The sequence below is a fragment of the Enterococcus sp. AZ141 genome (genome assembly GCF_051714385.1).
GTDB lineage: Bacteria > Bacillota > Bacilli > Lactobacillales > Enterococcaceae > Enterococcus_D > Enterococcus_D entomosocium.
Map to the genome: position 1 here is coordinate 1 of NZ_JBIORT010000003.1, position 23,098 is coordinate 23,098.

The following is a 23,098-nucleotide window of genomic DNA, read 5'->3' on the forward strand; positions in this document are numbered from 1 at the left end:
TTATTTCACTGCGTCTTTTAATTAAATCATTTTCCTACTACTATACACTGGTGCTTTTCCGCATCAAATAAGGCTGATTTAGCATCGCATACTGTTATAAATATTTGACTGGTATGGACTAGTGGACAGTTTATGCCCCTTTTTTGCCCCTTTAAATAGCATAAACAACTAAATAATTAATCTGGTGTTCGCTTTACAACGAGAACGTTCGTTCGTATAATTTCGTTAAGGAGTGATTGATATGCAAATACCATTAGCGAACCAACGGACGTATGCTTTTGAACGCTACTATTACGAATTCATCGAACGAATGGGCCCAGCGCACTTATTGTACGATCAATTTGTTCGGACGATGGAGAACTTCGGCAAACCCTATTTTACCGTGCCATCAAGCTATAGTGGTTACCCAGAAGAATTAGCCTATGTATTTAAAAAAGACGGTGATAACTATCTGTTTGACCACGTTAGAACGCAAGACAAGATTCTCCGTAAATACGATCCAAACACAAAGTATAAGCCCGGCGGTAACTGATATGAACATAATCAGTCAATACGAGCAAGGCTATTTATCCTATTCCGAGTTTATAAATGAATTCCCGGACAGTATTTCTGAATCTCAGGAAGTTTTGTTCGGCGCAAAATGTGTCGAGTTTTATGTTGCTGTCACTTTAGGCAAAAATGATTGTCGTTATTATGTACAAGCTTACGGAGGCGATTGTTATGAAAACGATGAAAGGCAATGTATCAAAGATAAGAGTGTTGAAGATGAGCAAGACCCCTTTGGTGCGGTTCTCGCTTGATGGAGTGAACTGTTTGATTGCAGCTCATAGCTTGAACTTTCTAGCCGATGTGGATGAGGGAATGCAAATTGTGGTTGCTGGTGAGTATAATAGTAGGAAACAATTTGTTGTTAAGAAGTATTCGGTGATTGGAAAAACGAAGATTATGATTGAATTTGAAAATATCAATGTTCGATAAGCGTATTACTTTTCCTATTCAGTAAATTACTATATGATGATTATTATGATGACGGAACATAGTTCCACTTGCACAGCATATGAGAATATGCTGTGCTTTTTTTATGATTGGAACAATTTTTACTTCAAGATGAATCATTAAACAATTCTAATTTGTAATATGCAATATCTGGAATATTTTTCAAAACGATTGACATCCAATTAAATAATGGTATATTAAAAATATAAGACGACAATGCTCCCACTCCTTTAAGGCAGACGTGTATCTGATGTGGGAGTTCTTTTTATTTTGGGGTGTTTTTTATGAGTGAAAATGTACAGTTCCTAGATTTCTCAGGTCAATTATCAAGACTCGAAGCACAAGGAATAACTATTAATGATAGGGCGAAAGCTGAAAACAAATTAAAAACTATCGGATACTATAAGTTGAAAGGGTTTGCTTATCCTTTAGCCCATTCGAATAATGCGAATAAGCCTTTCGAGGGAATCAATTTCGATGATCTTGTTTTACGATACTATCAAGATAAAAATCTTAGAATTTTTTTACTTCATGCTATTGAGAAAATTGAAGTTTCTGTTAAAGTTACATTGGGTTATGTTTTAGGCAGTAAGTACGGTGCATTTGGATATATAAATTTTTCAAAATGGGTAGACAGAAAAAGGTATGCTTCCTCTAAAAGAATTGAAATGGAGCAAAAATTTTGTAAAGATCTAAAAGAAAAAATTGATCGTTCAACATTGCCAGATTTAAAAAATCCTAATAATTTAAACATGGGTTTGCCATCCATTTGGTTAGCTATGGATCTATTAACATTTGGAGACGTTGTTTATCTTTTAAAAATAATGTCACGAAGTAATCTGATTGACATTGCCAATGAGTATGGATTTAGTTACGAAGAGTTACTATCTTATATGTCTTGTTTAAATTTTGTTAGAAATGCTTGTGCACACAATGCAAATATAGTTGATATGCGTCTTAGAACCGTTCCTATTGTTCGAGATGAATGGAAACCAAACCTATATATATATCCTGATAGAAAAGAATATACTAATAGGGTTGCTATAGTAATAATGATTGTAAAATCCTTTATAAGTACTATTAATCCAAAATATTTATACAACAATATTTCAAATTCTATATTTAAAATGGTTAACAATACTGACTTAAAAGCACAAAATCTCGGCTTCTTAAATGCTGCTGCTTATAAAAGGACACTTCCCACCAAGCATTCGCATAAAATCAATAAAAGAAAAAAATAATCATTAACCTCTAAACGTCATGTTTTAGAGGTTTTTTTGCAAAAAAAAACCACTCCCGGGGAGGAGTGGCACAATTAGATGAAAAAGTTTTTTATAAGGTAAATTAATTATATTAGCTATTTCCAAATCGTTCAAACCTTCTGCTCAAAAATAACCCACCCTCAAGGAGAGTGGGCCTGAAAAAAGATATAAAATGAAATAGCCCCGGTCAAAGCTATGACTCCATTCTACAAGAACATAGTTTTTATTTCAACAAAAAGTCCACCCTATTCTGCCTAGAGTGGACCAAAAGAAAAGTAAACATATGAAAAATTGGATTGGTTGGTATGAATCTATGATACATCTTTTATTAATTAAACTGAACCAATTTATGACGATATTCTAATCAATAATATCTATTACGTTGAAATAATGATAAAATAAAAAAGAAGAGTATTAGGCGCACTTCCCCAAGTTTTCACCGCCTAACTACTCTTCATAAAATATTGCACGCACCCACTAATGTATAGGATAAACTTGGTTAATGCAAGTAAAACGAATATGATCTATGCACAAGCCCACCGTAGCGGGCTATTTATAAAAAAATACCACTCCCATTGCGGAGTGGTATTTTTGTGATTTGGATATACTAAACGATTAACTTGAAACGTCATTTTTGAACATCAGTTTCATAGATCCATCCAGAAATACCCTCAAGCTTGTACTTACGATAACTAGTACCTGTACCAACATTCACTGGTGCAATATCGATTGTATCGACTTTTTTTACACTTTTTGATTTCTGAGCAGATGTCAATAGCGTTCCCTCTACTGTTCTCTGTGCTGCTGCTTTAAATTTAACAATTTCACCGTTAGAAATATAGGTAGTTGTTGGAGACCACTTCTCCAGATCACGTTCTAAGGTCCAGTGATTAATAATTGTAGGTGTTTGAACTTGTTTTACAAATACTAAGTTATGCTCACCATTTCGACCGGTGTCGTCATACTTAACACCCGTTACTTTTCCAGCAAGTTTCTTGTCGTTATCACTAATTAAGTCACCATTAAAGTAATGAGTAGCATTGTTTTTGATATAAACAACGTCATCCACTTTGTACTTAAATGGAGGATTAGCGCCCTTTAATCGATAAAAGTATACTGGCAATCCACTATAATCTCCCATCCAATTTGTAGCTGGCGTCGTTACGATTCCATTTTTCCCGCCTCCTAAGGTACAATGAATAATATTTGTACTATCAACAAAAACCCCAGTGTGTCCATCCGAACCGCCAGAGTTTCCCTTGTACCCTGCAACAAAAATATCTCCCCGTTTCACTTCAGAACGAGTAATCGAAGTAAGCAATTTACCTTCTAACGCAAATAGTGAATCTGTATTTCCAATCCCTGTCCCCGAAGGTAAGAAACCTCCTGCAATCAATGAGAAATACACAGCCGAACTACAGTCATAACTATTAGGTCCTAAGCGAGAATTCATTGAATAAGTTACTTTACCTTCTCGATCCTTAAACCATTTGATCATATTTTCAATACTAGCCAATTTTAACTTCCCCTTTCTTTTCAACCATGCGTCCATGGTGAACGTACGTCCTTAATTAAAGGATAAACCATGTTAGGTATTGAAAGAGGTCAAACCGATAACCAACCTAATCTTTTTGCGATTTCATTAATAAATTCAGCATCTCTTCTCTTTATAGTAGATTCGCTTAGAAAAGTTTCCGCAGATACAACCGCTATACATTTTTTCGAATGACCATTGTAGTACTTCACATAAAATATATCTCTAACATCAAGTGTTGAATCTTCTAGAACACCATTGACCACTCTTAAAAAGGATTTATAAAACAAAATTTGATTCATTGTCCAACTTGGATTTTCTTCCCCTAATGGATACTCCATATAAGGGTTCCTATCTGTTGCAATAATATCCGAGAATTCTTTAAACGTTTTTTCGATCTTTTTATACTGCCATAGTATACTGCGAATGTGTGCTCTGGTTTCATTAGTCATTCTGACAACTCCTATCAATGGTTTGCAATTATTTGCGAAATTGGTTTAAGGTAATTTGTTGGTATTCAATGCTTTTTGCAAGGCAAATACCATGTTTGAAACCGGACTGATAATGCCATCTTGTGTAGTACCCAATCGTTTTTGGAATGCTTTGATAGTCGCTTGGCCCATTAGACCATCTTCTGTTACACCCAAATACTTTTGCAATGCCACAACAACATTTGATCCAATCAAAGAACTATCGAATTGAGCAGCATAAACGTTCTGATTAAATTTTTGCTTGTATTGATGACTTATAATGCCATCTTTACCAGCAGTATCAAAGTATTCTTGCAAGCGTCTCGCCGTAGCATTGCCGAATTGTCCATCGATTGCTAATTGAATCATCTGAGGGTTGTTTTCGGTAGGTTTAACATCGCCAGCTGCAACAATTCGATAAAAATGATGCGTTAACCTGGTACTCATGTATGAATCATGGCTATCTGTATGGATTCCGTTCCAATAATACGAACAATGAATGAAACTCTTATTGCTTAGGAAAATACCTGTATGTCCCCCTGATCCGTTGGATTGACCAGGAGTACCAGCAACAAAAATATCTCCACGTTTCACTTCTGATCGACTGATTTTTTTCAGTTTAGTACCTGACATTGCAAACAATGTTTCAGTGTTACCCATCGATCCACTAGGCAGAAATCCACCAGCGATCATGGAAAAGAACACAGCAGAAGAACAGTCGTAGCTTTTGGGTCCTAAGCGACTTATCATTGAGTAGGTAACTTTACCTTCACGATCAGTCATCCATTTAATCATTTGTTCAATGTTCATTTTTATTTCCTCCTTTTGAAAATGTTTTTTTGCTATAATCTCCTTATCAGCAAGTGGTCTGCTGAAACAACTGATAAGGAGTTGAAAATATTGGAAACATTAGTTGTCTCAATAGTTGGTATATTATCGACATTAATTGCTACTTTTCTAGCGAATAGACATTCCATAAATATTATGAAGTTAGAGTTCGAACATAACAGAAAGCTTAAAACAATTGAATATAATCAAAAAATTTTAAACGATTTTTTGTCGTCTTTAATGAACTTATCTATGCTTGAAATCAGAACTTACGACGGAAAATGGGATAATCTAAATCTTTCTAATGATTCAATAAATACTATTATTTCTGATTACAAAAAATCTTTAGGTCCTATTCTTTCAATTGTTTCAACCGAATTATTTGATAAAATTATTTACGCTGATAACAGAATAGATTCTGCAGAAGTAGTCCTTGGAATCATGGATATGAATCAATTGATCCCATTAATCCGTTCCGAGGTTGAAAATCACAATTTGCATCACTCTTAGGCAAGCTTGCATAGGTGTGTGGACATATCCTGCATAAGCTAAAACCATTTCATAAATAATTAACAAACAACCTAAAATATTTAATCTCATGGCTGTTTTTTTTATTTGTGAGAATGAAAAATACAATCGTTACTAAAATAGGAATCGTCCATGCCATTACTATTTTCGTCCTTTCTTAAAACCCAAGCCTTTTTTTGACCATTTCCATCCCCCTGTTTTCATGGGAATGGTTACCTTATTGTGTTTGCTTTCCATGTTAATCATCCTTTCAAATTAAAAAGAGTAGCTAACAGCTACTCCTTCTTGTCGGTAAACTCTTGTCCGTCCCCATAATCAGGTTTCTGTTCATCTTGATACTGGCTGCTAGCGATATTCAAGAAAACACCTGCTAAAGTTGCAGCAGCCGTGATCGTTCCAACAATAATTTCTGTCGAGAATCCATATAAACCACCTAGAGTTACGATAAACGTCGTGATACCTGGCACCCCAACGGTTAAAACTTTTTTTGCTAAATCATACTGTTTATTTGTTAACTTCATGATATTTCCTCCTAATGTTCATCGATTTCTTTTTGTTGTAAAATCCCTTCATCACGTACACTTAAATTAGATACCTTGGCACGCAATGTGTCGCCTGTTCCATTTCCACCGAGATTCTTATATGCTTCAAACAGATAATCAAAGTTGTTCAGCTCCCCAACGGTGACGTACCCACGCTTGATGTACTCATCTGCTTTATTCCATATTTGATTGTGAAGTGATGCCTTCTCGGCTTTAACGATTTTCTGGCTTCTGACTTCAGCCATCGCCTGATAATCCTCTACATTTTTTAGGCGTTTGTCTTGTTCCGTATTTGCCGTTTCTAAGGCTGTGATTGTTTGTTCCCTAAGATCATTCTCAGCCCTTTTAGCTTTAACCAGCTTAGTGACCCAAGAACCTACTCGCCAGAGAGTAGCCAGTAAACCACTTCCAAAAGCGGCTGCCCAAAAACTATTGATTTCCAAAAACTCTTTCATTTTAATTTCCCCCAACTGAACATATGCCACCTGCTTTCTACTAAAATAAAAGAGCAACCTATTCTGGCTGCTCTTTCGTCAACATATTAACAATCTTATTTTCTGCAACTACTAAAACTTCACTTAAATCAAGTGTATCTGCTGAAATAATTAATTGTCCCGTAATTGATTCGTTATTCTTATTTTGACTATCAACTGAAACATAATACTTTGTAATCTTCCCGTCTTGATCATACTCGGGTGTAATGCTTGTCCATCGCACAAATATTCCTCCGTTTCTATGGTATGTCGTATGTTAAAGCCGATATATCAACGTATTGAGAATTTCCAACAACCTTGATTTGTATAGAATTCCCGATACTTGGCTGCGCTGTCCCCAACATAGCTACACGAACTGTTTGCAATTCTGTTGCGTCTCCTGCAGCTAGCTTAAATGTGTTTCCGGTCGGCCTGATAGAAGCTGGAACGGTGCCTATCCCAAAAGGATAGGTTGTCCCTGTCATAGCACCACTTGTTCGCTCAACCTGCCCTCTGAAGGTAATTGTTCTCTTTCCCTTCATGTTATATGAGATCTGATACTGGCAGGGATTATTTTCAGAAGTCCTGAAACCAGCCGCATATGACAAATTAATCCAAGGTGTATCAGTTAGTTGTCTAGCATGTATCATTCCAGAAAAACCATTTTCTCTGTCATTTAGAGTCAAAGTATCAAAAGAAAGTGAAGCAGATGCGATCAACTCATTTTGATCTCCTGCAGCTGACCCGCTATACCTAGCCATTGATAATAATTGATGACTAAGAATCTGTTCGTAGGATTGTGTCACAACTCCTGACGAATTTCTTATAACGCCAGAGTTATTGATCTCCGCATCTTTTATTGATAAGGTACCTATAGCGGTTGTATTATCGTTATACGTTCGAGAATAATCGTTGTAGATTTCACCTATACGAGAAACAATGGCCGCCAAATTTTCAACGGAAATATTTGCAGCAATAAATACATAGATCTCCCAAGCAGATCCGTTCCAACGGTAAGTCCCATTAAGTAAGTAGCCATTATTTGTTCCGGTGTTTCTCCAAAGCATACCAACATATGGCGATGTAGGGGCAGTACTCTGAGCGATAAGACCAGTCGGGTCACCTTTCTGCCCTTGCTTAGATACCGTATAGCTCTCATTAGTATTACCATTAGTGTACGTTAGCCTTGTCCTAGTCCATAAATACTGACCTTCTGGCACTGCGGGAATAGCTGCTGTCCAACCTGATGTAGGAACAGTTGTACCGGATGTTGAGGCAACATAATTGATAGAGGTAGCTGAAATGCCATTCCCTGTTGCACCAGTTTCTCCCGATTTGCTCACTGAATATCCGGTTTTGGAAGTGCTATCTGAAAACGTCCAGATAGTTCTTGTCCATAGAAACTGACCCGCAGGTACTGTTGGGATAGCTGAGAGCCAATTTCCCGTAGGGGTTGTTGTACCACTCGATCCTACTTGATAAGTAATGTCAGTTGAGATAACCCCATTACCAGCAGAGCCTTGCTTAGATTTGGTCACAATGATTTGCTTCTGGATGGTGACTCCGTTTTTAACTGCTCGAAAAATCGTCATCCCCATATCTGCACTTGCCGCAGTGACTGTATACACACCTGTCGATGCATTTATGTTCGCCGTTATGCCCGATTGGGAAACAAGTGAATAAGCAACACCTGTGGTCTGTTGGGTTTGACCCAAGAATGTGATAAATGTGCCATTTGCAGCACTAAAATCTGTGACTGTCCCCGCTGGGTTCGCTGGTAATACAATTGCTTCATTAGTCAGATAACCGGAAAACACTTCTTGTGCATTTTCTCCGGGAGGGCCAGTTGGACCAACTCCACCGGCAGGCCCTTGTGGTCCCATGAATGGTGTCCATGGTTTGTAATCATCAGGATTATCAGACCCAACTTGATTCGTATCTGAATAGAATCCTTCGTACTTAGGATAGGCGTTTTCGTAGTCATCCGATGGTGCTGGTGTATATAGTCCGCCATCTCCTCGGGAAACTTTGAAATCTGAAACGAAAAAGTACAGCCAATCTATTCCAGAAAAATCCACAAAATTCATAGTGCTGGACCAGTTTTTCACTTCAACTGTCAATGAAATTTCTGTCCAAGAATTGTCTTGATTAAGAGTGAATCTCTTAGCTGGCGAAGGGCTGTCACAAATATCTAATGAAAAACCTGCTGAAGAATAAGATTGACTTTGACGAGCCTTGAACTTAACAGTCCAGATTCCATTCCCTTTTATAACATCCCTAATTCTAAAGCTTCCCGAACCTCCTTGAACTCCTGTAAATCGAAATCCTCTAGGCGCAGTTTCTTCCTCTCTAATAGGAAGTACACCTCCTAACAAAGATTGAAATACAGTGTTAGCGGTGTAAGTATTTTCTTCAGGATAAACCTTGGTAAATGTACCGTCTGCCATCAAATAACCACGATGTGGGTAGTATGTTTCGCCTGGTTCTCCTGGTTGTCCATCGCTACCTTTTGACAGACTCCATGTGTAAACACTTGGATCACTCGGCTGCTGATTCACTAAACTAACCGTTAAACCAGTATATTTCTTCCCTTGAGGATTCAGACTAAAACCAGTCCCTTTATCATCATCTGCATAAGCATAGAAGATGAAGTTGCTTACTCCATCTTTTCCTTTAAGCTTGTCTGCCATTGCTTGAATTTGTTCAGCGATTCCACTATCACGAATCAGATAATCTCCTAAAGTAATTTCAAATGTATCGTTACTCCTACTACGATCCGTTTTAAGAATGCGTCCTTCTAGGTAAAGTTCATCTTTATCGTTGACGATCGAAACATAATCACCAGCTTTTAAGGTACGTGGAGCATCAATAACATCGACCTCGTAATTTACCTCTGGATAACCTGTCTTCTTTAACTGAAGAATGGTTTCGTTGGCCAAAGCATTCTGTGTTGTTGCTTCGCTGTTATAGATACCTGTGTAGTATCCCTCATCTTCGCCTTGTTCGTAGGGATTAAGATAGCGACTGTACTTAGCATTTGATTCGGTATCTTTCAAAATATTTCCACTCAGAACAAATCTTGCTTTGCCGGTTTCAGGATTAATTTCTTTTTGTGCGGTGGTCAGAGAGTAGCCGTTTAAAGTTATTGGATTTTCTTTTCCCTCAGGTGTCGCACCGTAACATCGATAAGCGTTAAACATGTTTGCTCGACTGCGCTTCATTCGGATATTTTTCACTTCACGATTCATCCGAAGCTCAATACCTGTATCATTTCCTCGTTTCTTTAGGATATCGATATACTTGTGTTTTAACTCAAGTGTGTTTTCATCAATATCAAAGCGAAATTGTAATTCTGCGTTGTCAAATTGCGTAAAAATAGACTGCAGTCGATTTAACCCAGTCGCTTCTCCATCCCACTCCAATGTTCGAGTCAGATTAGGAATCTCATTAATTCCGATTTCAAATCCCGAATCTGCTGCTGCTCGTTCGATATAATAAACGATCGGTTTAGCACTGCCCGGCGATCCCCACGCTGGGAGCATCTCATTAATTAGATCCATACCCGCATCTTCACCATAAAAGTAGTGAAACATTGCTTCTTCATCTGATTCATCATCAATGACAGACCATAGTCTTCCATGGCCTTCCTGATCAGTAGTGACAAAATACGTTGCTTCCTGACCATATGCTCGCACAATATTTCGATTTTCTTCGTCAAATCCCACATAGACTTCAAAAGTCGAAGTGCCAGTTTCGACATCTTCGACTTCGTGATCATCATAGTAAGTAACGCCTTTAGGCAGTTTTGCTGAAGCTTTTCCAAGAGGGTTCCAGAAACGATCGAAAAAAAAGATAATCATAAGTAAGCCTCCTGATTGTAAAGTTTAAAACTTGGCGCTTGTGCCCAAGAGGAATAAATACACTCGATTTGATTGATCCCAGGTTCTAAAAAGAATTCTTCCCAGTCATTCCCTAAACTGCCCAAGCCTTTTTGCTCGATTCCATTTAGTGTGACAATTCCCGTACTACAATCTGCTCGCAGAACATCAGCTTCCCCAAAAAGATTCTTCACATCTCGAACCTTCTCAACTTTATCTTTTCGAAATGTGGAATGAGTGAGTTTCATATGTGATACCGGTGTGCCATTTACAGGAACTCCCATATAATAAACAACATCAGTCACTTCAACGTCCTTCAATTCATCTAATCGAATGGAATGGATAAATCCGCCGTTGGCGACTCCCCCAACATGGAATCTCAACAAGTTTCCTTCTTTAACAATGGAAAACTCTCTCCCTTTTTTTGTATAGAAATTCCACGCAGTCGGTTGAAAGGACCATTCTTTCCAATTACCTTTTACATTGATTCGAATCTTCGCATTATTATTTGAAGAAGAAAGCTTATAAAAAGTCACTGAGCACACCGCTTTACCTGAAGCATCACGCAGTTCCACAATGTAGATACCTGTTTGCCGAATATTTCCAGTTTCAAACCACACACCATGACGAGACTCAAAATCTTTTGCCCCGACATGTCCTTGTGAATCAGGCGACACCTTACGACCATACGTGATCCCTTTGAAGCCTTGTGTGCCAGTTCCGTAAGAATCCGGCGTTACAAATCCGTAGCCGCCATCTGATCCAAACTTCCTAGTACCGTTAGCATTTAGTTTTTCCGTTCCATTCCACAAACCGTCAAACTGGTATTCATTTGTTTTCCATCCCCGACTTGCTTCAGCAGAAGCAATCATGACCGTATCCCAAATGACACGATCTGATTCAGTGTAACCAACTCCATCAGCTTCATCGGGATTACCAAATTGCAAGATTTTACCCCTATTGTTGATATAAGCAATCACGCCATTGTCTCCTGGCATCGTTGCTTCCAAGATTGGATATGATTTGTATGTCCCTTTATTATTGACGGTGAATGTATCTGATTGAGTGATATAGATATCAGTCTTTGTAGCATGTGCGATTCCTTCTGGCACATAAAACGAAAGACTAATCCTCACTTGATTCTTATCATCCATTTCTCTGACAAACGATGATGAGCCATCAATAATAGCATTCCAATACCGATCTTTAAAAATTGAAATTTGCAACTGTTGGGGTGTTTCCTGATTCAGAATCAGGGCTAGAGCATCACGATCAGCAATATAATCTTCGGAAGCCATCAGGAAGCTAAGAGGGATAGATTTCCCTTGATTTCGTTTGTACTTAAATTTTTTACCATCATTTTTGGTTTGTTCCTCATAGACATTCTCAACGTCCGGAAGTATGCCCCAATCAGGAGCTTCATCTAAGTCCATTTTTTCTGTTAAATTTGATCCACTATAAATTATAGTTACATCTGATATCAACCTCTTATACCCCTTCCTCTGCTTTGTGTTCGTTCTCTTCGATTAGACTCCTCTATAATCACATCGCCTAAAACTCTACGATTCAGTTCAAATTTCACGTTTCGGAGATCCTTTCCAAAGGAAGACATTATGGCAATCAATTGATCAAGTTTGTCCGAATAGTCTTGCGTATTAACAATCGTAGTTGATTTTGGCTCTACAGATGGACTCATACTTCTCAAGTTCCGAACCAATAAGGAATCTTCCGGAATACCCACACCGTCAGCATACTTTGGAATGCCCAAGCGTCGCATAATCGATTTGGTGCGGCTTGCTTTATAAACTTTGGTTCCCCTCTTAGCATTAGGGATTAGAACATTACGTCCGACTGGAATGTACGGCTCTTTGCCTGGTTCATGTACAATTTCCTTATACAAAGGTCCGGGCTGATCATTTACGATCATATCTCCACCTTTATGGAAATTGGTTCCCTCAGCCATAAAAGCTCCAGCAGCGCCGCCAATAGCAGCTCCAGCGGTAGCAACCTTTAGTGTCTTAGTTATAACAGATGGCAAGTTTATGAATCTTTGTACAGCTTCTCTTGCATTAAAAGCATTTGAGCTGGCATTATCATCCGCATTCAGATATTTCCTAGCTGGATTGTTTCTTGCGAAAATATCTAGTGCTGTTCCACCTGTCCTAGCAGCTAGTTGCGCAGAAGATGAATCACCATTCAAAATCTTCTTAGCTGGATTATTCCCGTTGTAAGTATTTAGTCCAGATTCTCCTTGAAGTAATTTCTGAATAATATCACTATTATCCCCGAATAGTTTCTTCAAAGTAGGCAGTACATTTTTGTTGTAATCCTCAACAGAAATTGTTCCATCTTGGACTTTTGCCAGAATGTCCTCGTTATTCCCTAGCATATGTTTGACGGGATCAGGCAACTCTTTCCAAGCGTTTAAGGATTCTTCAGAAGCAAAAACCTTCGTCATCAAATCTTCGTTATTAAGCAAAATATTCTTTTGAGAGTCAGGAAGTTCTTGCCATCCTTTCCAAGACGTTTCAGAATTAAGAATCTTGAACAACAAGTCATCGTTTTCACCAAAAAATTTCTTTTCGGAATCCGGTAGTTCTTTGAATCGTCCATACATCTCATCAGATGAATAAATTTTGGTTAACAAATCGTAGTTATCAGCATAAAGTTCTTTGGTAGTATCAGGAATTTCATCCCAGTTTTTCATTTTTTCCTCAGAGTCTTTAATCGTATTTAAGAAGTTGTAGTTCTTAGCATCTAAATCTTTGATCTCTGGCTGATATTCATCCCACAAACCAAGTTTTAGCATCGTTTCAGCCATTACCTCAGGAGTGTTTGAATAAAGAAAAGCAGTCTTTGCTTCTAATGACAACTCATCCCATTTACCGGATTCGTCAAGTACTTTGTACATCGTGATAGAAAATTCATCTTGCAACACAGCCTCTTTATCACTCCAAGCCATTCCATCCCAATACCCATTGGCAATAGCAGCTTCTCCAATGACTTTTTTAGCGTTGGAATCCAAGTTTGCATCATGAACTAAGACTTTCATATCATTCCATGTTTGGATATCTTTAGTAGCTTCTGTAACTATTTCTGTCGCATTAGTTTTTACGTTTCCATCTTTATCCAAGAGTTCTAAATCATTCCAAGTTTTACCAGCTTTTGTGGTTTGATCTGCAGTCCATGCTAAGGATTTCGCGTTTTTCTTAGCGTTCTCCGATAATTTAGCAGATAGATTTGCTGAGTTTTCTAATATCTTTTGGTTCTCAGCAATGAATGCTTCTGTAGTGCCAGCGGTTTGATCAATCATCTGACCGTTGGCCAATGAAATTTTTTCTGCTAGTTCAGGGTATTTTTGTACTAGTAATGCCATTTGGGCATCCAATGCATCGGTTGATGTTTCGCGCGCATCTTCGTAAAGACCGACCAGCATGTCAATTTCTTCTTTATTCAATTGACCAGTTTTCTCTAATTTACTCCTATAGTCATTAATATCTTCAGTGTAGCTGGCTTTGGTTTGTTGCCTTTGTTGTGCCAATGATTTTATCCATGCTTCAGCTTGTTCCGCTGTTGCTGTTTCAACATCACCTGTCAAGGCAGACATTACTTCTCTACGAGCATCCGCATCAGTGATCGCTATGTTAAGATACTCTTTTGCACTCTGGGTCATAAGATCTTGAACCATTTTAGCGCCTTGGATTGTAATCTCCCCATCTTTATCAACATACTGCTGTTTGATTCGTAGAACTTCCTCATTGTTGGCTTTAACAAGTTCCATTACTTTCTGGGTTTCATCAGCTTTTTCATCAAGAATCTGACTAGCTTTTTCCTGAAGTTCAGTAGGTAATAAATCAACTGCTGTTTTGTAAGCTTCTAGTTTGTTCGTAAGGTCATTCTCGATAGTTGATCCTATTAATTGGAAGTTACTCACCATTGATGCGGTATCAGTATCAAAACCTTGTGCCATAAGATTAAATGTTCCTGATGCTTTATTTGTGTGATCCTGTACAGCTGATAGCGTAGTATCTGTAGCTTGCGTTACATCTTCTCCCCACCGTTGAACACGTTGACTAGAGTTCCAAGCTTCTTCACCGAATAATTTCCAAGCACCATATCCAACTGCAAGAGCACCACCAACACCAACGATACCAAGAATAAGAGGTCCTAACGGCCCAAGTGCCGCTGTCATTGCTCCTATACCACCAGATCCTGCCGCCCCACTGGCTGCAGCTCCAAATTGTGTCATGGTGCCTGACCCACCTGCTAAAGTTTTTAGAAAGTCATTGGCGGAAATATCTCCATCAATAAACGATTTTTTAACCTCATCGATAGCTTTTTTCTTGGCCATGTTTGCACTTAGATCAATAAAGGATTTTCCTAACCCTCCAATTGTGCCGCTTAATTTCCCGGTAATTGATAACAAAGGGCCAGCGGCCGCAGTAGCAGCTATCAATTTTACGATCATCTGTTGGGTTTTAGGATCTGCATTGCTAAACGCCTCAGCTAGATTACCGATTTGTTTGATTAGAGGTTTGCTCGATTCTAATCCATCTCTTAATGCATCAACAAAAGGACCTCCCAAATCAATAGCAGCATTCACTGCCTCATTCCTAAGCATTTTTAGTTTGGATTCCGTTGTTTCGTACCGCTTGCCAGCTTCTTCAGCAAGTGCAGTATTTTCTCCGAATGCTTTGTTACCCATTTCTACCGCCCCAGCAAATACTCCGCTGGCATTAGCTGCACGCAGCAAACTGTCTCTTAACCGAACTTCAGTTATACCCATGTCATCCAACACACTAATTGCAGACGAACCTTGTTCTTCGGCTTTTCCTAATCCTTCGACAAATTTCATAATTGCTTCAGATGGATTAGATTTGAACATTTCAGCAAATTTGTCCCCAGTCATTCCGGCAACATCAGCAAACTGTTCCAAGCTAGTTTTCGAATTGTCAGCTTCTTTATACATCTTTTTAAGTTCTGCAGATGTAAATCCCATTTCTTTGGAAACACCAGTTAGTTCTTTGCCACCATACCGCACCGCTGTTACTAATCTTTCCCAAGAAACACCTTGATCCTCGGCATGTGCTTTCAACTCGTCAAATGAGCCCGCTCCTTTTTCAACAGCTAATTGCATATTAACCATCACTTTAGAGAAGGCAGACCCACCAGCTTCCGCTTCAATACCAACAGAACTTAATGCTGCTGCAAATCCCAAAATGTCGCCTTCGGACATACCAATTTGAGCACCGGCACCTGCTAACCTTAATGCCATCGCCGATATTTCAGATTCTGTTGTTGCAAAGTTATTACCTAAGTCAACCAATGCAGAACCTAAGTTGCTAAATTTATCTTGCGACATTTGAGTAATATTAGCAAAACGAGCCAACTCAGTTGCAGCTGTTTCAGCGCTCATGTTTGTTGACTCGCCTAGATCGATCATTACTTTAGTAAATGCAGAAACATTGTCTGTTTGGATCCCCAGCTGCCCTGCAGCTTCGGCAACAGCAGCTATTTCACTATGGGTTGACGGTAGTTCATTTGCAAGATTTCTTAAACTCGCTTCAAGATCATCGTATGAATAAACAACATTACCATTGCTATCCACCACTTCGTCTGATGTTTTCTTTACACCAGCAAATGCTGATTCCCAACTAATAGCAGCGGCAGTCACAGCAGTCACTCCAGCCGCAATAGGTACAGTTAAGCCTTTTGTCAAACTAGACCCTATGTCCCCTAGTCTTTTGCCGTTGTTTATTAAAACATCGCTTGCTTTATTGATTGAACCAGTTAAACCTTCATTTCTGATTTGATAGTCAGCAATCGCTCCTGCGGTATTTTGTAACTGCAGTTTATAGTTTGCCAGTTTACCGTTAGCATCTTGTAATTGGTTAGCCAGCCGTTTCGTGGAGTCAGTAGCTTTACCATCAACAAATGAACCATCATAGGCTTTCTTGAGGGCGGTCACTTGATTTTCTTGTGCTTTGATAATCTGTGTTAAACCATCGTATCGAGTGCCTAATTTGCCAAGTTTGTTCCCTGCCAAGTCAGCAACTTTCATATTTGCTTGCATTTCTTTTGCTAGGTATTGTACTTGCTTTTTAGAATTAGCAACGCCTTTCCCAAAATCAGCATCATCCAAACCTAGCTTTATGACCATATTTCCTAATGGAGTTGCACCAGCCAAATCATCCGCCCCCTTTCACTAAATCAGCCAACGGCTTAATTTCTTTGCGTTTTTTGTTTTTCTTTCCTTTTGGCGTTTGTTTAAACATAATTTCATAAAGGTACAGCGTATCTGTATTCAGAACGTCATTGATCGTCCAATTGGGATAAATCTTCAATATAGATCTCACAACATCTAGCTGTAACTCATGATGATCGGACGAACTTATTTTCCGTCCTTTTTTCCTTTTGGGTCTTTCTTGTCGGTTGGATTTGATTCTTCCACGTCTTTTTCGTAACCTAAAACACGATACATAATGATTTCCATGATCAAATCTCTGTCCCATGCATCGATACCATCTAAAAGGACAGTTCCGGTTAAATCTTTATCCTCAAACAATCCGGCTACAAACTCAGCACGGAATTCAGTAAGCACTCTGGCTGGAGGAGCAATATCATTGCCTTCGTCATCCTTCTTAAAAAGTTTTGCTTCACCATCCGTGTAGTCCAAAGCTTTTGAATAAGGCACGTGACTTTGCGTGAAGGTCTTTCTTGTTCCATTGATCATTAGATCCAATCTGATTTCTTTTCCAATTTCTGACATGTATAATTCCTCCTATTAATCAAAAAATAAAAAGGCTAGTCCGAAGACTAACCTTTGTCATATTACTGTCCACTACCACTTGAAGGTGTAACAGCGCCACCAAGAACGGCAGCTTTTAGTTGAGCGACTGCAGCCGTCCCAAATGCACGTAAGACTTTAACAGTTTTATCATTTTCACCAATGGTAATTTTTCGAGAGATTGCGTTGTAAACATACTCGCCCGCTTCAGGTGTAAAATCTTCATCGTTTTTCGTAGCCAATGAAAACCCATCACGATTAAACGAACCTGCTACCATAGCAAAAGCAACTGGTTCACCATATAAATCTTCTGCTTCAGCGACTGCAGCCATATAAGGAGGATCCGTTTCATCACCGAAACCGTCAATACCTTCCGCCATTTTGATCAATCCTAAGATTTCTTGTTCAACTTCTACAGGCACATCCAGTAAACCAAAGTTTGCAGCTACTGATCCGGTACCTTTCTTGGACAAATAATACTCAACGTTCCCAGCAAATACTTTCACCGCTTCTTTGGATAGCCCTGTTAAGTCGAAGGCAGTAGGTCCACCTTCTTTTTGTTTACCTTCTAAAATGTGAATTTTCGCTGTTGTATCTGGTTCCAATGCTGTGGTAAGTTTTCGAACCGATAATTTATCAAAGCCATAAGTTTCCATTTATAAATTCCTCCTAATGAAATAGACACCGATTAATAATCTGTGTCGTGAATTTGTGTGTGTTTTCGATACCGCCTTGCATCCACAAAGCGCTTTGTTTCCGGGAAATATTCGTCAAGTCCACCATTTAACTGAGCATAACCAAATTCCCACATCGCAGCTTTCACTGCTTTAGCAATTTCTTTTGTCAAAATCCTTGATTGAGTTTCAACATTAATTTGATAACTGAACGTTTGCGACATCTCTTTGTTGGCAGCATAGTAAGCACTAGTTGGTGGTCCAAGTGGTGTATCGATGATAATAAAAGGTTTGGTCGAATCGAAGCTTTCAGGTACTTCATAGAATTTGATGTTCTTTGCAGTCACCTCCTTTGCAATCGTAGGATCAGCAGATAAAACATTGTAGACTTCCATCATCATATCTTTCATCGTGCTAACTCCTCCAATTCTGACCGCATCTCTTCAAATGCAGATCCTTCTGTCTTATCAACCACACCTTGCAATTTCCCCATCCCTCTAGGGCTAACGTACTTACCAAACCGAGTATAGCCAAACTCACTCAAATGCACTAAGCGCCATCTTGAACCTTGACCCCAACCAACTTCGATTGTTTTAGGCGGTCCTTTTTTCACTCCGGAAACAATAACTGTATCATGCGTTTCACCAGTATCCATGTAACTGGATACCGCCTCTTGCACATCTTGTTGCAATTTTTGACCATAGTTCTTAAGCGACTTATTCACAATCCGGTTCGTTCTTGCTGGACCTAACTTGGCTTCAAGATTCTTTAGTATCTCGTCCACGCCTTTAACTGAAACGCTCATGAGGTCACCCCCAAGATGATTTTAAGAAAATCGTTATTCTCAACATCTGGCGCAAAATCTACAATATCCCACACATCATCTTTGTATCGGAAATCATCTAAGACTACTTTATGCGCATTGTTTGGCAAATAATCTGTGAATGGATCTCGAATCTTGATAGTGACAGCTTTCTTTGTTCCTTTGCCGCTAAGAATATCTCTATCCTTAGAAGAAGGATTGTAAACCAAGCAAGTACAGTAATACAATTTCTTGTTTTCTTGTTCACCCGGTTCAGGTCCATCGTTTGGTTTTACTTCAAAAAAAGTAACCGGCGTATTCAAATCACCGGCTACAATTTCAGGTCTTTCATATTTTGTTTTAATCGGCAACTTGATCACCTACCAAGTCAATTGAAGCGTCCATGATCATCATCTGGAAGTTGTCATAAAAGTATTCGAGCGCCTCGTTTCTTAAATAACGAGTGCGCTCATAGACTAATTCTTTGCCTTTTTCATACTTTGTAGGATCAAACTCTCCAATAATTGATTTGATATCTACAAAGCCACTTTCTAATTGTTTGCCAATACTTTCATCTTCGGATGAATGAAAAATACGAAAGCGATCTTTGAATTCATCAATAAAAACTGGATCGTTCATTCGTTATCCCTCCAATAGATCAATTAATTCTCGCTTCTTAGCGCTGCTTGCATAATCAATTGCACGCTCGTCTAACAACGCTTTTAGTTCTGGAACCGTAAGGCTAGAATAGTCTACAGTCGCCATACGAGCGTTAGGCGTTGTTACTCCCCCGAGCCACCGCTAGTTGGAATAGCAATGTCGTAGACTTGCGCTGCGTAATTATCAACAGGTTTACCATTGCCCAACATGTCAATTGCATAAAGGGTTGCACGTTTCATCGCAAACGTTTCTTTGTATTCAGAAATTTTTTCAGGCTGAGACTGAGTAGCATCATAGCCATTTTCGATAAATACAATTAGTTTGTTCACAGGAACATCAACCGATTGGATAATGTGATCAGGGGAAATGAATGGCATGTTCGTCACGAATACCCCATTTGCATTTTGGATCGTTAGGCGTGCAACAATATCGTAGTAGTTGACTGGGTTGATAATTAAGTAAATCTTACCGTCAACCACACGTGTTTCATCAGTAGCATTTGTGTCACCAGTACCAATTGAATGTTTGTAAGAAGCCATTTTTTTCATAACAGATGCAAATTCAGTAACCATTGAAGGTGCGTCTTTGAATGTCAAAGTACCAACGCTGGCTTTATCCGGATAAACCCCACCAACAACGGCTCCATCTAAATCTTTCAACAAACCAATCGGTTCGTCTTTACCGGTACCAGTAACAATTTTAGTTGCCCAAGCGTCTTTAACAGCTTCTGTTAAGCAAAGGCGTACATAACGATTGATCCATCGAGCGCCTAAGTGCAATGTATCATTTGAAATTAAGAAGAAAGCAGTTAAGGCGATCTGTGTTGCTTCTTCCACTCCGAATTCAGCATCTAATTGCCCTTCAAGATCTTTATGCAATGGACCGAAAACGGCAACCCCTTTGCGGCGAGAACGAATTGTTTTAGTTAAACCAACAGTAGGTGTGAAATTCACCAGACGTAAAATAGGATGTTCCTTTTGAAGATCTTCAAATACACGTTCGAAAATGGTTACTGGCCATGTAATGTCCTTGTCGAAACCACCGGCTTTTTCTACTTCATTGTAGAATTTAGTTTCTTCTGCTGTTAAAACTGGAATGCCACGTGATTGAAGGATTTGGTTGTCAGTGACGTTCTTCAATTCTTCATATTCAGCACGTACTTGCGATCCTGCATCTTCTGCAATCGCAGTGACATAAGCTTCTAAAGCGTCGTTTACTTGTTCAGGTGTTGCATCTTCTTTTGCAGAAATAGCGTTAAAGACTTTCTTCGCATCTGCAGTTTTGTCTGTAATTTTTAACATAGTTTATTCTCCTTTTCGCAATCGTGCGATTAATGATTTTGGTTTTGGTTCTTGTTCCACTTGATTTGTTACAGGTTGACTTAAACTAGCCATAGCAACTGCAACGGCATCTTGGATCATTGATGCAATATCTTGCGGTTCTTCTTGAGGTTCGGCACGTTTTACAGAATTAGCAAATCCGAATTCGACTGCTTCGTCTGCCGTGAACCATTTTTCTTCATTCATCCATTCACGCAACTGATCAGCAGATTGACCGGTCTTATCAGAATAAATTGCCAGAATTGAATCATCGATAGTTTCTAAAGCGTTCAGTGTTTTTTGGATATCCTGTTTGTTTCCCCAAGCGAAGGTAGAAGCTTCGTGAATCATCAATGAGGTTCCAACGTTCATAATCACTTCGTCAGCGCCAGCAGTGATGAAGGTTGCGGCACTTGCTGCTAAACCAGTTACTTCGACAGTAATAATTGATGGGTGATCTTTAAGGTAGTTGTAAATTTCAATCCCTTCAAACACATCGCCGCCAGGACTATTCAGTTTGATCACAATATCATCTGTGACTTTATCCAGTGATTCTCGGATATCTTTCGCATTAATGACATCATCATCACGCCAGTATTTCTTTTGTACATTACCACTCAAGGTGAGAATGTGCTTACCATTTTGGATCTCGTTGGTAAATTGAAACGGTACTTTTTTAACTTTCGGCATTTTCGTTCTCACCCCCTTTCGATGTTTCTTCATAGTTCTTGGTCATGTTAATTTTCTTGCCTTCACCGTTTGGTAATTCATCGTAGTCAAATACGTCACGGACTTCATCCACATAGAACGCTCCTGAAGAAGCGACTTTATCTAATTGCGTTGCTTTCTCTATGATGCTGACTGGCAATACTTTAGAAACTTTGATGCGCTCCCCTTTTTGATATTCTTTTTTTGTAATGATTTTGGCCATCAACTCATCCTGAAGCTTCTTCATCAGCGGAACGATACAAAGTTTACGAAAAGCATCTAGATTAGAATCAAGGTCAGCTTTTTCACCATAAATAAGCGCCGTAGGAACTCCTATGGCGTTGGCTACATCATCGATCAACGATGTTTTCATTTTGTTTAACTCATCCAGTGATTGATTGGAAACCCCTTGTTTATTGGTGTATTCCTCATAATCAATGTTCTTCACCTTTGCCACGATCGCAACTGATTTTGTCTTAAAGGCTTGATAGATTTTATCGACATATTCTTGAAGTTTTTCTGTTCGAGTCTTGCCGTTTTCATCTTTCTTTTCGTTGGCAGTAGCAGTTGCATTGATAGACACAGATCCACGAATTTGGTTGTTTCGCATTGCAATTTCAATAATTCGCCCAAATAACTCCGAATAGTCCTCGAACAAACCCTTTGTAAAACGATCCAGTTTATCATTGTTGTATTCAATGTAGATAACGTCAGACATATTGAAGCTTTTTTGAAACACATAGTTCTTTACTGTTACGCCAGTGAACACATCATCATAAACGGCATATTCCGTACGAGAAAAATCATCAGCTATCAGCAATTGGTTATCTTCAGTAAAAATGACCAGCACTTCGTTGTCGTCCATAAGTCGGTAGAAAAACTTTTCCCAGAACGTTGCAGCCGACATATCATTGTTGGGTCGAACATTCAAAATGTATTCCCAATCAGCAGTGCCATCTTTGTTTTTGAACTTTACTTCCAATGTGGACATTGTTCTTGCTACAAAATCAAGCACTGTGTTCTTAGCCATGATTTTCAGATACGCTCGAGCGGACTCATCATCACCATAGACGAGATCAGGAATCCAGTCCGAAGGTTCTTCATTCCGGATGGACTGCTTAAAGACATCAAATAAACTCACATCTTTTCACCACCTTTCAATTAGTGACGGTCGCCTATCTGATTGACTTTAATTTGACAAAGTCATTGCCATCCAAATTGTTGTACATTTCTTCTGCTTTTTTCTTGCTAAAGAAACTAACAATTTTAATTTGCAAGATTTTCAAATAGATAGTTTTCTTGATTTTTAAGTTAATTGTCACATTCCCATGATTCTTTTCTTCTCCCACGAAAACCACTCCTTTTCCATTATTTTTATTTAACGCATAAATGCGAGATTTCAGGATCACCTTCACTTTCCGGCAAATCGCCTACCTGATTTATTTTGGACCTGTTCAGGTGGTTTCTTCTTGTAACCCAAAGGTGTTGAAGTTATTTTTGTGAAATAGACTGTATTACCAGCCATTACATTATTTTTTACACGCTCTACATTAAGATATTGAGGTTTATACATAATGATCACTCACTTTCTAAAATTTAGATTGTAAGCATTACCAAAGGTGATATAATGTCGGTAT

The 23,098-nt window shown here is 38.8% G+C and carries 26 protein-coding genes; 5 read left to right on the top strand and 21 right to left on the bottom strand.

All coding sequences use genetic code 11. The features are described from left to right. The first annotated feature begins 241 nt into the window (after window positions 1-241). The 4 genes from IGI89_RS16690 (at window position 242) to IGI89_RS16705 (ending at window position 2,237) form a co-directional block, all read left to right on the top strand. A complete protein-coding gene (locus tag IGI89_RS16690) occupies window positions 242-532 on the top strand; it encodes a DUF5960 family protein (protein WP_144771496.1) in 291 nt (96 codons plus the stop codon). A 1-nt stretch (window position 533) separates the two neighbouring features. Then, complete coding sequence (locus IGI89_RS16695) at window positions 534-800, top strand: hypothetical protein (protein ID WP_438735914.1); 267 nt, start codon at window positions 534-536, stop codon at window positions 798-800. Continuing rightward, complete coding sequence (locus tag IGI89_RS16700) at window positions 721-978, top strand: hypothetical protein (protein ID WP_218212706.1); 258 nt, start codon at window positions 721-723, stop codon at window positions 976-978. The genes IGI89_RS16695 and IGI89_RS16700 overlap by 80 nt, the downstream gene beginning before the upstream one ends. Window positions 979-1,280: 302 nt before the next feature. Continuing rightward, complete coding sequence (locus IGI89_RS16705) at window positions 1,281-2,237, top strand: Abi family protein (protein WP_218212707.1); 957 nt, start codon at window positions 1,281-1,283, stop codon at window positions 2,235-2,237. A gap of 649 nt (window positions 2,238-2,886) precedes the next feature. Here IGI89_RS16705 and IGI89_RS16710 read toward each other — a convergent pair. Genes IGI89_RS16710 through IGI89_RS16720 form a run of 3 tightly spaced genes read right to left on the bottom strand, consistent with a single transcriptional unit; the run spans window position 2,887 to window position 5,072 of the window. Next, window positions 2,887-3,810 carry a peptidoglycan amidohydrolase family protein gene (locus tag IGI89_RS16710; RefSeq protein ID WP_438735916.1) on the bottom strand — a complete coding sequence of 308 codons (924 nt, stop codon included), beginning with the start codon at window positions 3,808-3,810 and terminating at the stop codon, window positions 2,887-2,889. 53 nt (window positions 3,811-3,863) lie between these two features. Then, window positions 3,864-4,244 carry a transcriptional regulator gene (locus IGI89_RS16715; RefSeq protein ID WP_086317187.1) on the bottom strand — a complete coding sequence of 127 codons (381 nt, stop codon included), beginning with the start codon at window positions 4,242-4,244 and terminating at the stop codon, window positions 3,864-3,866. A gap of 45 nt (window positions 4,245-4,289) precedes the next feature. Further along, window positions 4,290-5,072: a peptidoglycan amidohydrolase family protein gene (locus tag IGI89_RS16720; protein ID WP_218212708.1), complete on the bottom strand. Its 783-nt coding sequence runs from the start codon at window positions 5,070-5,072 to the stop codon at window positions 4,290-4,292. 90 nt (window positions 5,073-5,162) lie between these two features. On the opposite strand from IGI89_RS16720, the gene IGI89_RS16725 reads away from it, so the two are divergent. Beyond that, complete coding sequence (locus IGI89_RS16725; protein WP_218212709.1) at window positions 5,163-5,600, top strand: hypothetical protein; 438 nt, start codon at window positions 5,163-5,165, stop codon at window positions 5,598-5,600. Window positions 5,601-5,893: 293 nt separating this feature from the next. On the opposite strand, the gene IGI89_RS16730 is transcribed toward IGI89_RS16725, so the two are convergent. From IGI89_RS16730 to IGI89_RS16815, 18 genes are all read right to left on the bottom strand, one after another. After that, window positions 5,894-6,139 (bottom strand): phage holin, encoded by a 246-nt coding sequence (locus IGI89_RS16730; RefSeq protein WP_438735917.1) that lies wholly within the window; start codon window positions 6,137-6,139, stop codon window positions 5,894-5,896. 11 nt (window positions 6,140-6,150) lie between these two features. After that, a complete protein-coding gene (locus IGI89_RS16735) occupies window positions 6,151-6,615 on the bottom strand; it encodes a hypothetical protein (RefSeq protein WP_118215303.1) in 465 nt (154 codons plus the stop codon). A gap of 58 nt (window positions 6,616-6,673) precedes the next feature. After that, complete coding sequence (locus tag IGI89_RS16740) at window positions 6,674-6,877, bottom strand: hypothetical protein (protein ID WP_074536831.1); 204 nt, start codon at window positions 6,875-6,877, stop codon at window positions 6,674-6,676. A gap of 16 nt (window positions 6,878-6,893) precedes the next feature. Beyond that, on the bottom strand, window positions 6,894-10,493 hold the full coding sequence (locus IGI89_RS16745; RefSeq protein WP_438735918.1) for a phage tail protein: 3,600 nt from the start codon (window positions 10,491-10,493) through the stop codon (window positions 6,894-6,896). After that, entirely contained in the window at window positions 10,490-11,995 is a 1,506-nt protein-coding gene (locus tag IGI89_RS16750; protein WP_438735919.1) for a hypothetical protein, read from the bottom strand. The genes IGI89_RS16745 and IGI89_RS16750 overlap by 4 nt, the downstream gene beginning before the upstream one ends. Further along, window positions 11,992-16,698, bottom strand: a complete 4,707-nt coding sequence (locus IGI89_RS16755) for a phage tail tape measure protein (RefSeq protein WP_438735920.1) — start codon at window positions 16,696-16,698, stop codon at window positions 11,992-11,994. The genes IGI89_RS16750 and IGI89_RS16755 overlap by 4 nt, the downstream gene beginning before the upstream one ends. Before the next feature lies 1 nt (window position 16,699). Beyond that, the gene (locus IGI89_RS16760; protein ID WP_438735921.1) at window positions 16,700-16,855 is read right to left on the bottom strand and encodes a hypothetical protein; all 156 of its coding nucleotides are present in this window, start codon (window positions 16,853-16,855) and stop codon (window positions 16,700-16,702) included. A gap of 47 nt (window positions 16,856-16,902) precedes the next feature. Next, a complete protein-coding gene (gene gpG, locus IGI89_RS16765; RefSeq protein WP_438735922.1) occupies window positions 16,903-17,280 on the bottom strand; it encodes a phage tail assembly chaperone G in 378 nt (125 codons plus the stop codon). A gap of 62 nt (window positions 17,281-17,342) precedes the next feature. Further along, window positions 17,343-17,954, bottom strand: coding sequence for a phage tail protein (locus IGI89_RS16770; protein ID WP_438735923.1), 612 nt, complete (start codon window positions 17,952-17,954; stop codon window positions 17,343-17,345). A 32-nt stretch (window positions 17,955-17,986) separates the two neighbouring features. After that, the gene (locus IGI89_RS16775) at window positions 17,987-18,382 is read right to left on the bottom strand and encodes a hypothetical protein (RefSeq protein WP_148394774.1); all 396 of its coding nucleotides are present in this window, start codon (window positions 18,380-18,382) and stop codon (window positions 17,987-17,989) included. Continuing rightward, the gene (locus IGI89_RS16780; protein ID WP_194188082.1) at window positions 18,379-18,777 is read right to left on the bottom strand and encodes an HK97 gp10 family phage protein; all 399 of its coding nucleotides are present in this window, start codon (window positions 18,775-18,777) and stop codon (window positions 18,379-18,381) included. Before IGI89_RS16780 ends, IGI89_RS16775 begins: the two co-directional genes overlap by 4 nt. Beyond that, a complete protein-coding gene (locus tag IGI89_RS16785) occupies window positions 18,774-19,145 on the bottom strand; it encodes a phage head-tail adapter protein (RefSeq protein ID WP_194185611.1) in 372 nt (123 codons plus the stop codon). Before IGI89_RS16785 ends, IGI89_RS16780 begins: the two co-directional genes overlap by 4 nt. Then, on the bottom strand, window positions 19,135-19,413 hold the full coding sequence (locus IGI89_RS16790; protein WP_010749275.1) for a hypothetical protein: 279 nt from the start codon (window positions 19,411-19,413) through the stop codon (window positions 19,135-19,137). Before IGI89_RS16790 ends, IGI89_RS16785 begins: the two co-directional genes overlap by 11 nt. A 3-nt stretch (window positions 19,414-19,416) precedes the next feature. After that, window positions 19,417-19,539 carry a HeH/LEM domain-containing protein gene (locus IGI89_RS16795; RefSeq protein ID WP_218212713.1) on the bottom strand — a complete coding sequence of 41 codons (123 nt, stop codon included), beginning with the start codon at window positions 19,537-19,539 and terminating at the stop codon, window positions 19,417-19,419. Window positions 19,540-19,556: 17 nt separating this feature from the next. After that, entirely contained in the window at window positions 19,557-20,735 is a 1,179-nt protein-coding gene (locus IGI89_RS16800; RefSeq protein ID WP_218212714.1) for a phage major capsid protein, read from the bottom strand. A gap of 3 nt (window positions 20,736-20,738) precedes the next feature. After that, window positions 20,739-21,443: a head maturation protease, ClpP-related gene (locus tag IGI89_RS16805; protein WP_438735925.1), complete on the bottom strand. Its 705-nt coding sequence runs from the start codon at window positions 21,441-21,443 to the stop codon at window positions 20,739-20,741. Continuing rightward, the gene (locus tag IGI89_RS16810; protein WP_060792306.1) at window positions 21,430-22,602 is read right to left on the bottom strand and encodes a phage portal protein; all 1,173 of its coding nucleotides are present in this window, start codon (window positions 22,600-22,602) and stop codon (window positions 21,430-21,432) included. Before IGI89_RS16810 ends, IGI89_RS16805 begins: the two co-directional genes overlap by 14 nt. Before the next feature lie 34 nt (window positions 22,603-22,636). After that, window positions 22,637-22,810, bottom strand: a complete 174-nt coding sequence (locus IGI89_RS16815) for a hypothetical protein (RefSeq protein ID WP_216448672.1) — start codon at window positions 22,808-22,810, stop codon at window positions 22,637-22,639. Window positions 22,811-23,098 lie beyond the last annotated feature (288 nt).

Coding starts and splice junctions, on each gene's coding strand:
- gpG (WP_438735922.1), bottom strand. CDS start 17,280: ATGTCAGAAATTGGAAAAGAAATCAGATTGGATCTAATGATCAATGGA.
- IGI89_RS16705 (WP_218212707.1), top strand. CDS start 1,281: ATGAGTGAAAATGTACAGTTCCTAGATTTCTCAGGTCAATTATCAAGA.
- IGI89_RS16720 (WP_218212708.1), bottom strand. CDS start 5,072: ATGAACATTGAACAAATGATTAAATGGATGACTGATCGTGAAGGTAAA.
- IGI89_RS16795 (WP_218212713.1), bottom strand. CDS start 19,539: ATGGCGACTGTAGACTATTCTAGCCTTACGGTTCCAGAACTAAAAGCG.
- IGI89_RS16700 (WP_218212706.1), top strand. CDS start 721: ATGAAAACGATGAAAGGCAATGTATCAAAGATAAGAGTGTTGAAGATG.
- IGI89_RS16730 (WP_438735917.1), bottom strand. CDS start 6,139: ATGAAGTTAACAAATAAACAGTATGATTTAGCAAAAAAAGTTTTAACC.
- IGI89_RS16695 (WP_438735914.1), top strand. CDS start 534: ATGAACATAATCAGTCAATACGAGCAAGGCTATTTATCCTATTCCGAG.
- IGI89_RS16800 (WP_218212714.1), bottom strand. CDS start 20,735: ATGTTAAAAATTACAGACAAAACTGCAGATGCGAAGAAAGTCTTTAAC.
- IGI89_RS16745 (WP_438735918.1), bottom strand. CDS start 10,493: ATGATTATCTTTTTTTTCGATCGTTTCTGGAACCCTCTTGGAAAAGCT.
- IGI89_RS16805 (WP_438735925.1), bottom strand. CDS start 21,443: ATGCCGAAAGTTAAAAAAGTACCGTTTCAATTTACCAACGAGATCCAA.
- IGI89_RS16775 (WP_148394774.1), bottom strand. CDS start 18,382: ATGAAAGATATGATGATGGAAGTCTACAATGTTTTATCTGCTGATCCT.
- IGI89_RS16710 (WP_438735916.1), bottom strand. CDS start 3,810: ATGGACGCATGGTTGAAAAGAAAGGGGAAGTTAAAATTGGCTAGTATT.
- IGI89_RS16715 (WP_086317187.1), bottom strand. CDS start 4,244: ATGACTAATGAAACCAGAGCACACATTCGCAGTATACTATGGCAGTAT.
- IGI89_RS16690 (WP_144771496.1), top strand. CDS start 242: ATGCAAATACCATTAGCGAACCAACGGACGTATGCTTTTGAACGCTAC.
- IGI89_RS16770 (WP_438735923.1), bottom strand. CDS start 17,954: ATGGAAACTTATGGCTTTGATAAATTATCGGTTCGAAAACTTACCACA.
- IGI89_RS16790 (WP_010749275.1), bottom strand. CDS start 19,413: ATGAACGATCCAGTTTTTATTGATGAATTCAAAGATCGCTTTCGTATT.
- IGI89_RS16780 (WP_194188082.1), bottom strand. CDS start 18,777: ATGAGCGTTTCAGTTAAAGGCGTGGACGAGATACTAAAGAATCTTGAA.
- IGI89_RS16735 (WP_118215303.1), bottom strand. CDS start 6,615: ATGAAAGAGTTTTTGGAAATCAATAGTTTTTGGGCAGCCGCTTTTGGA.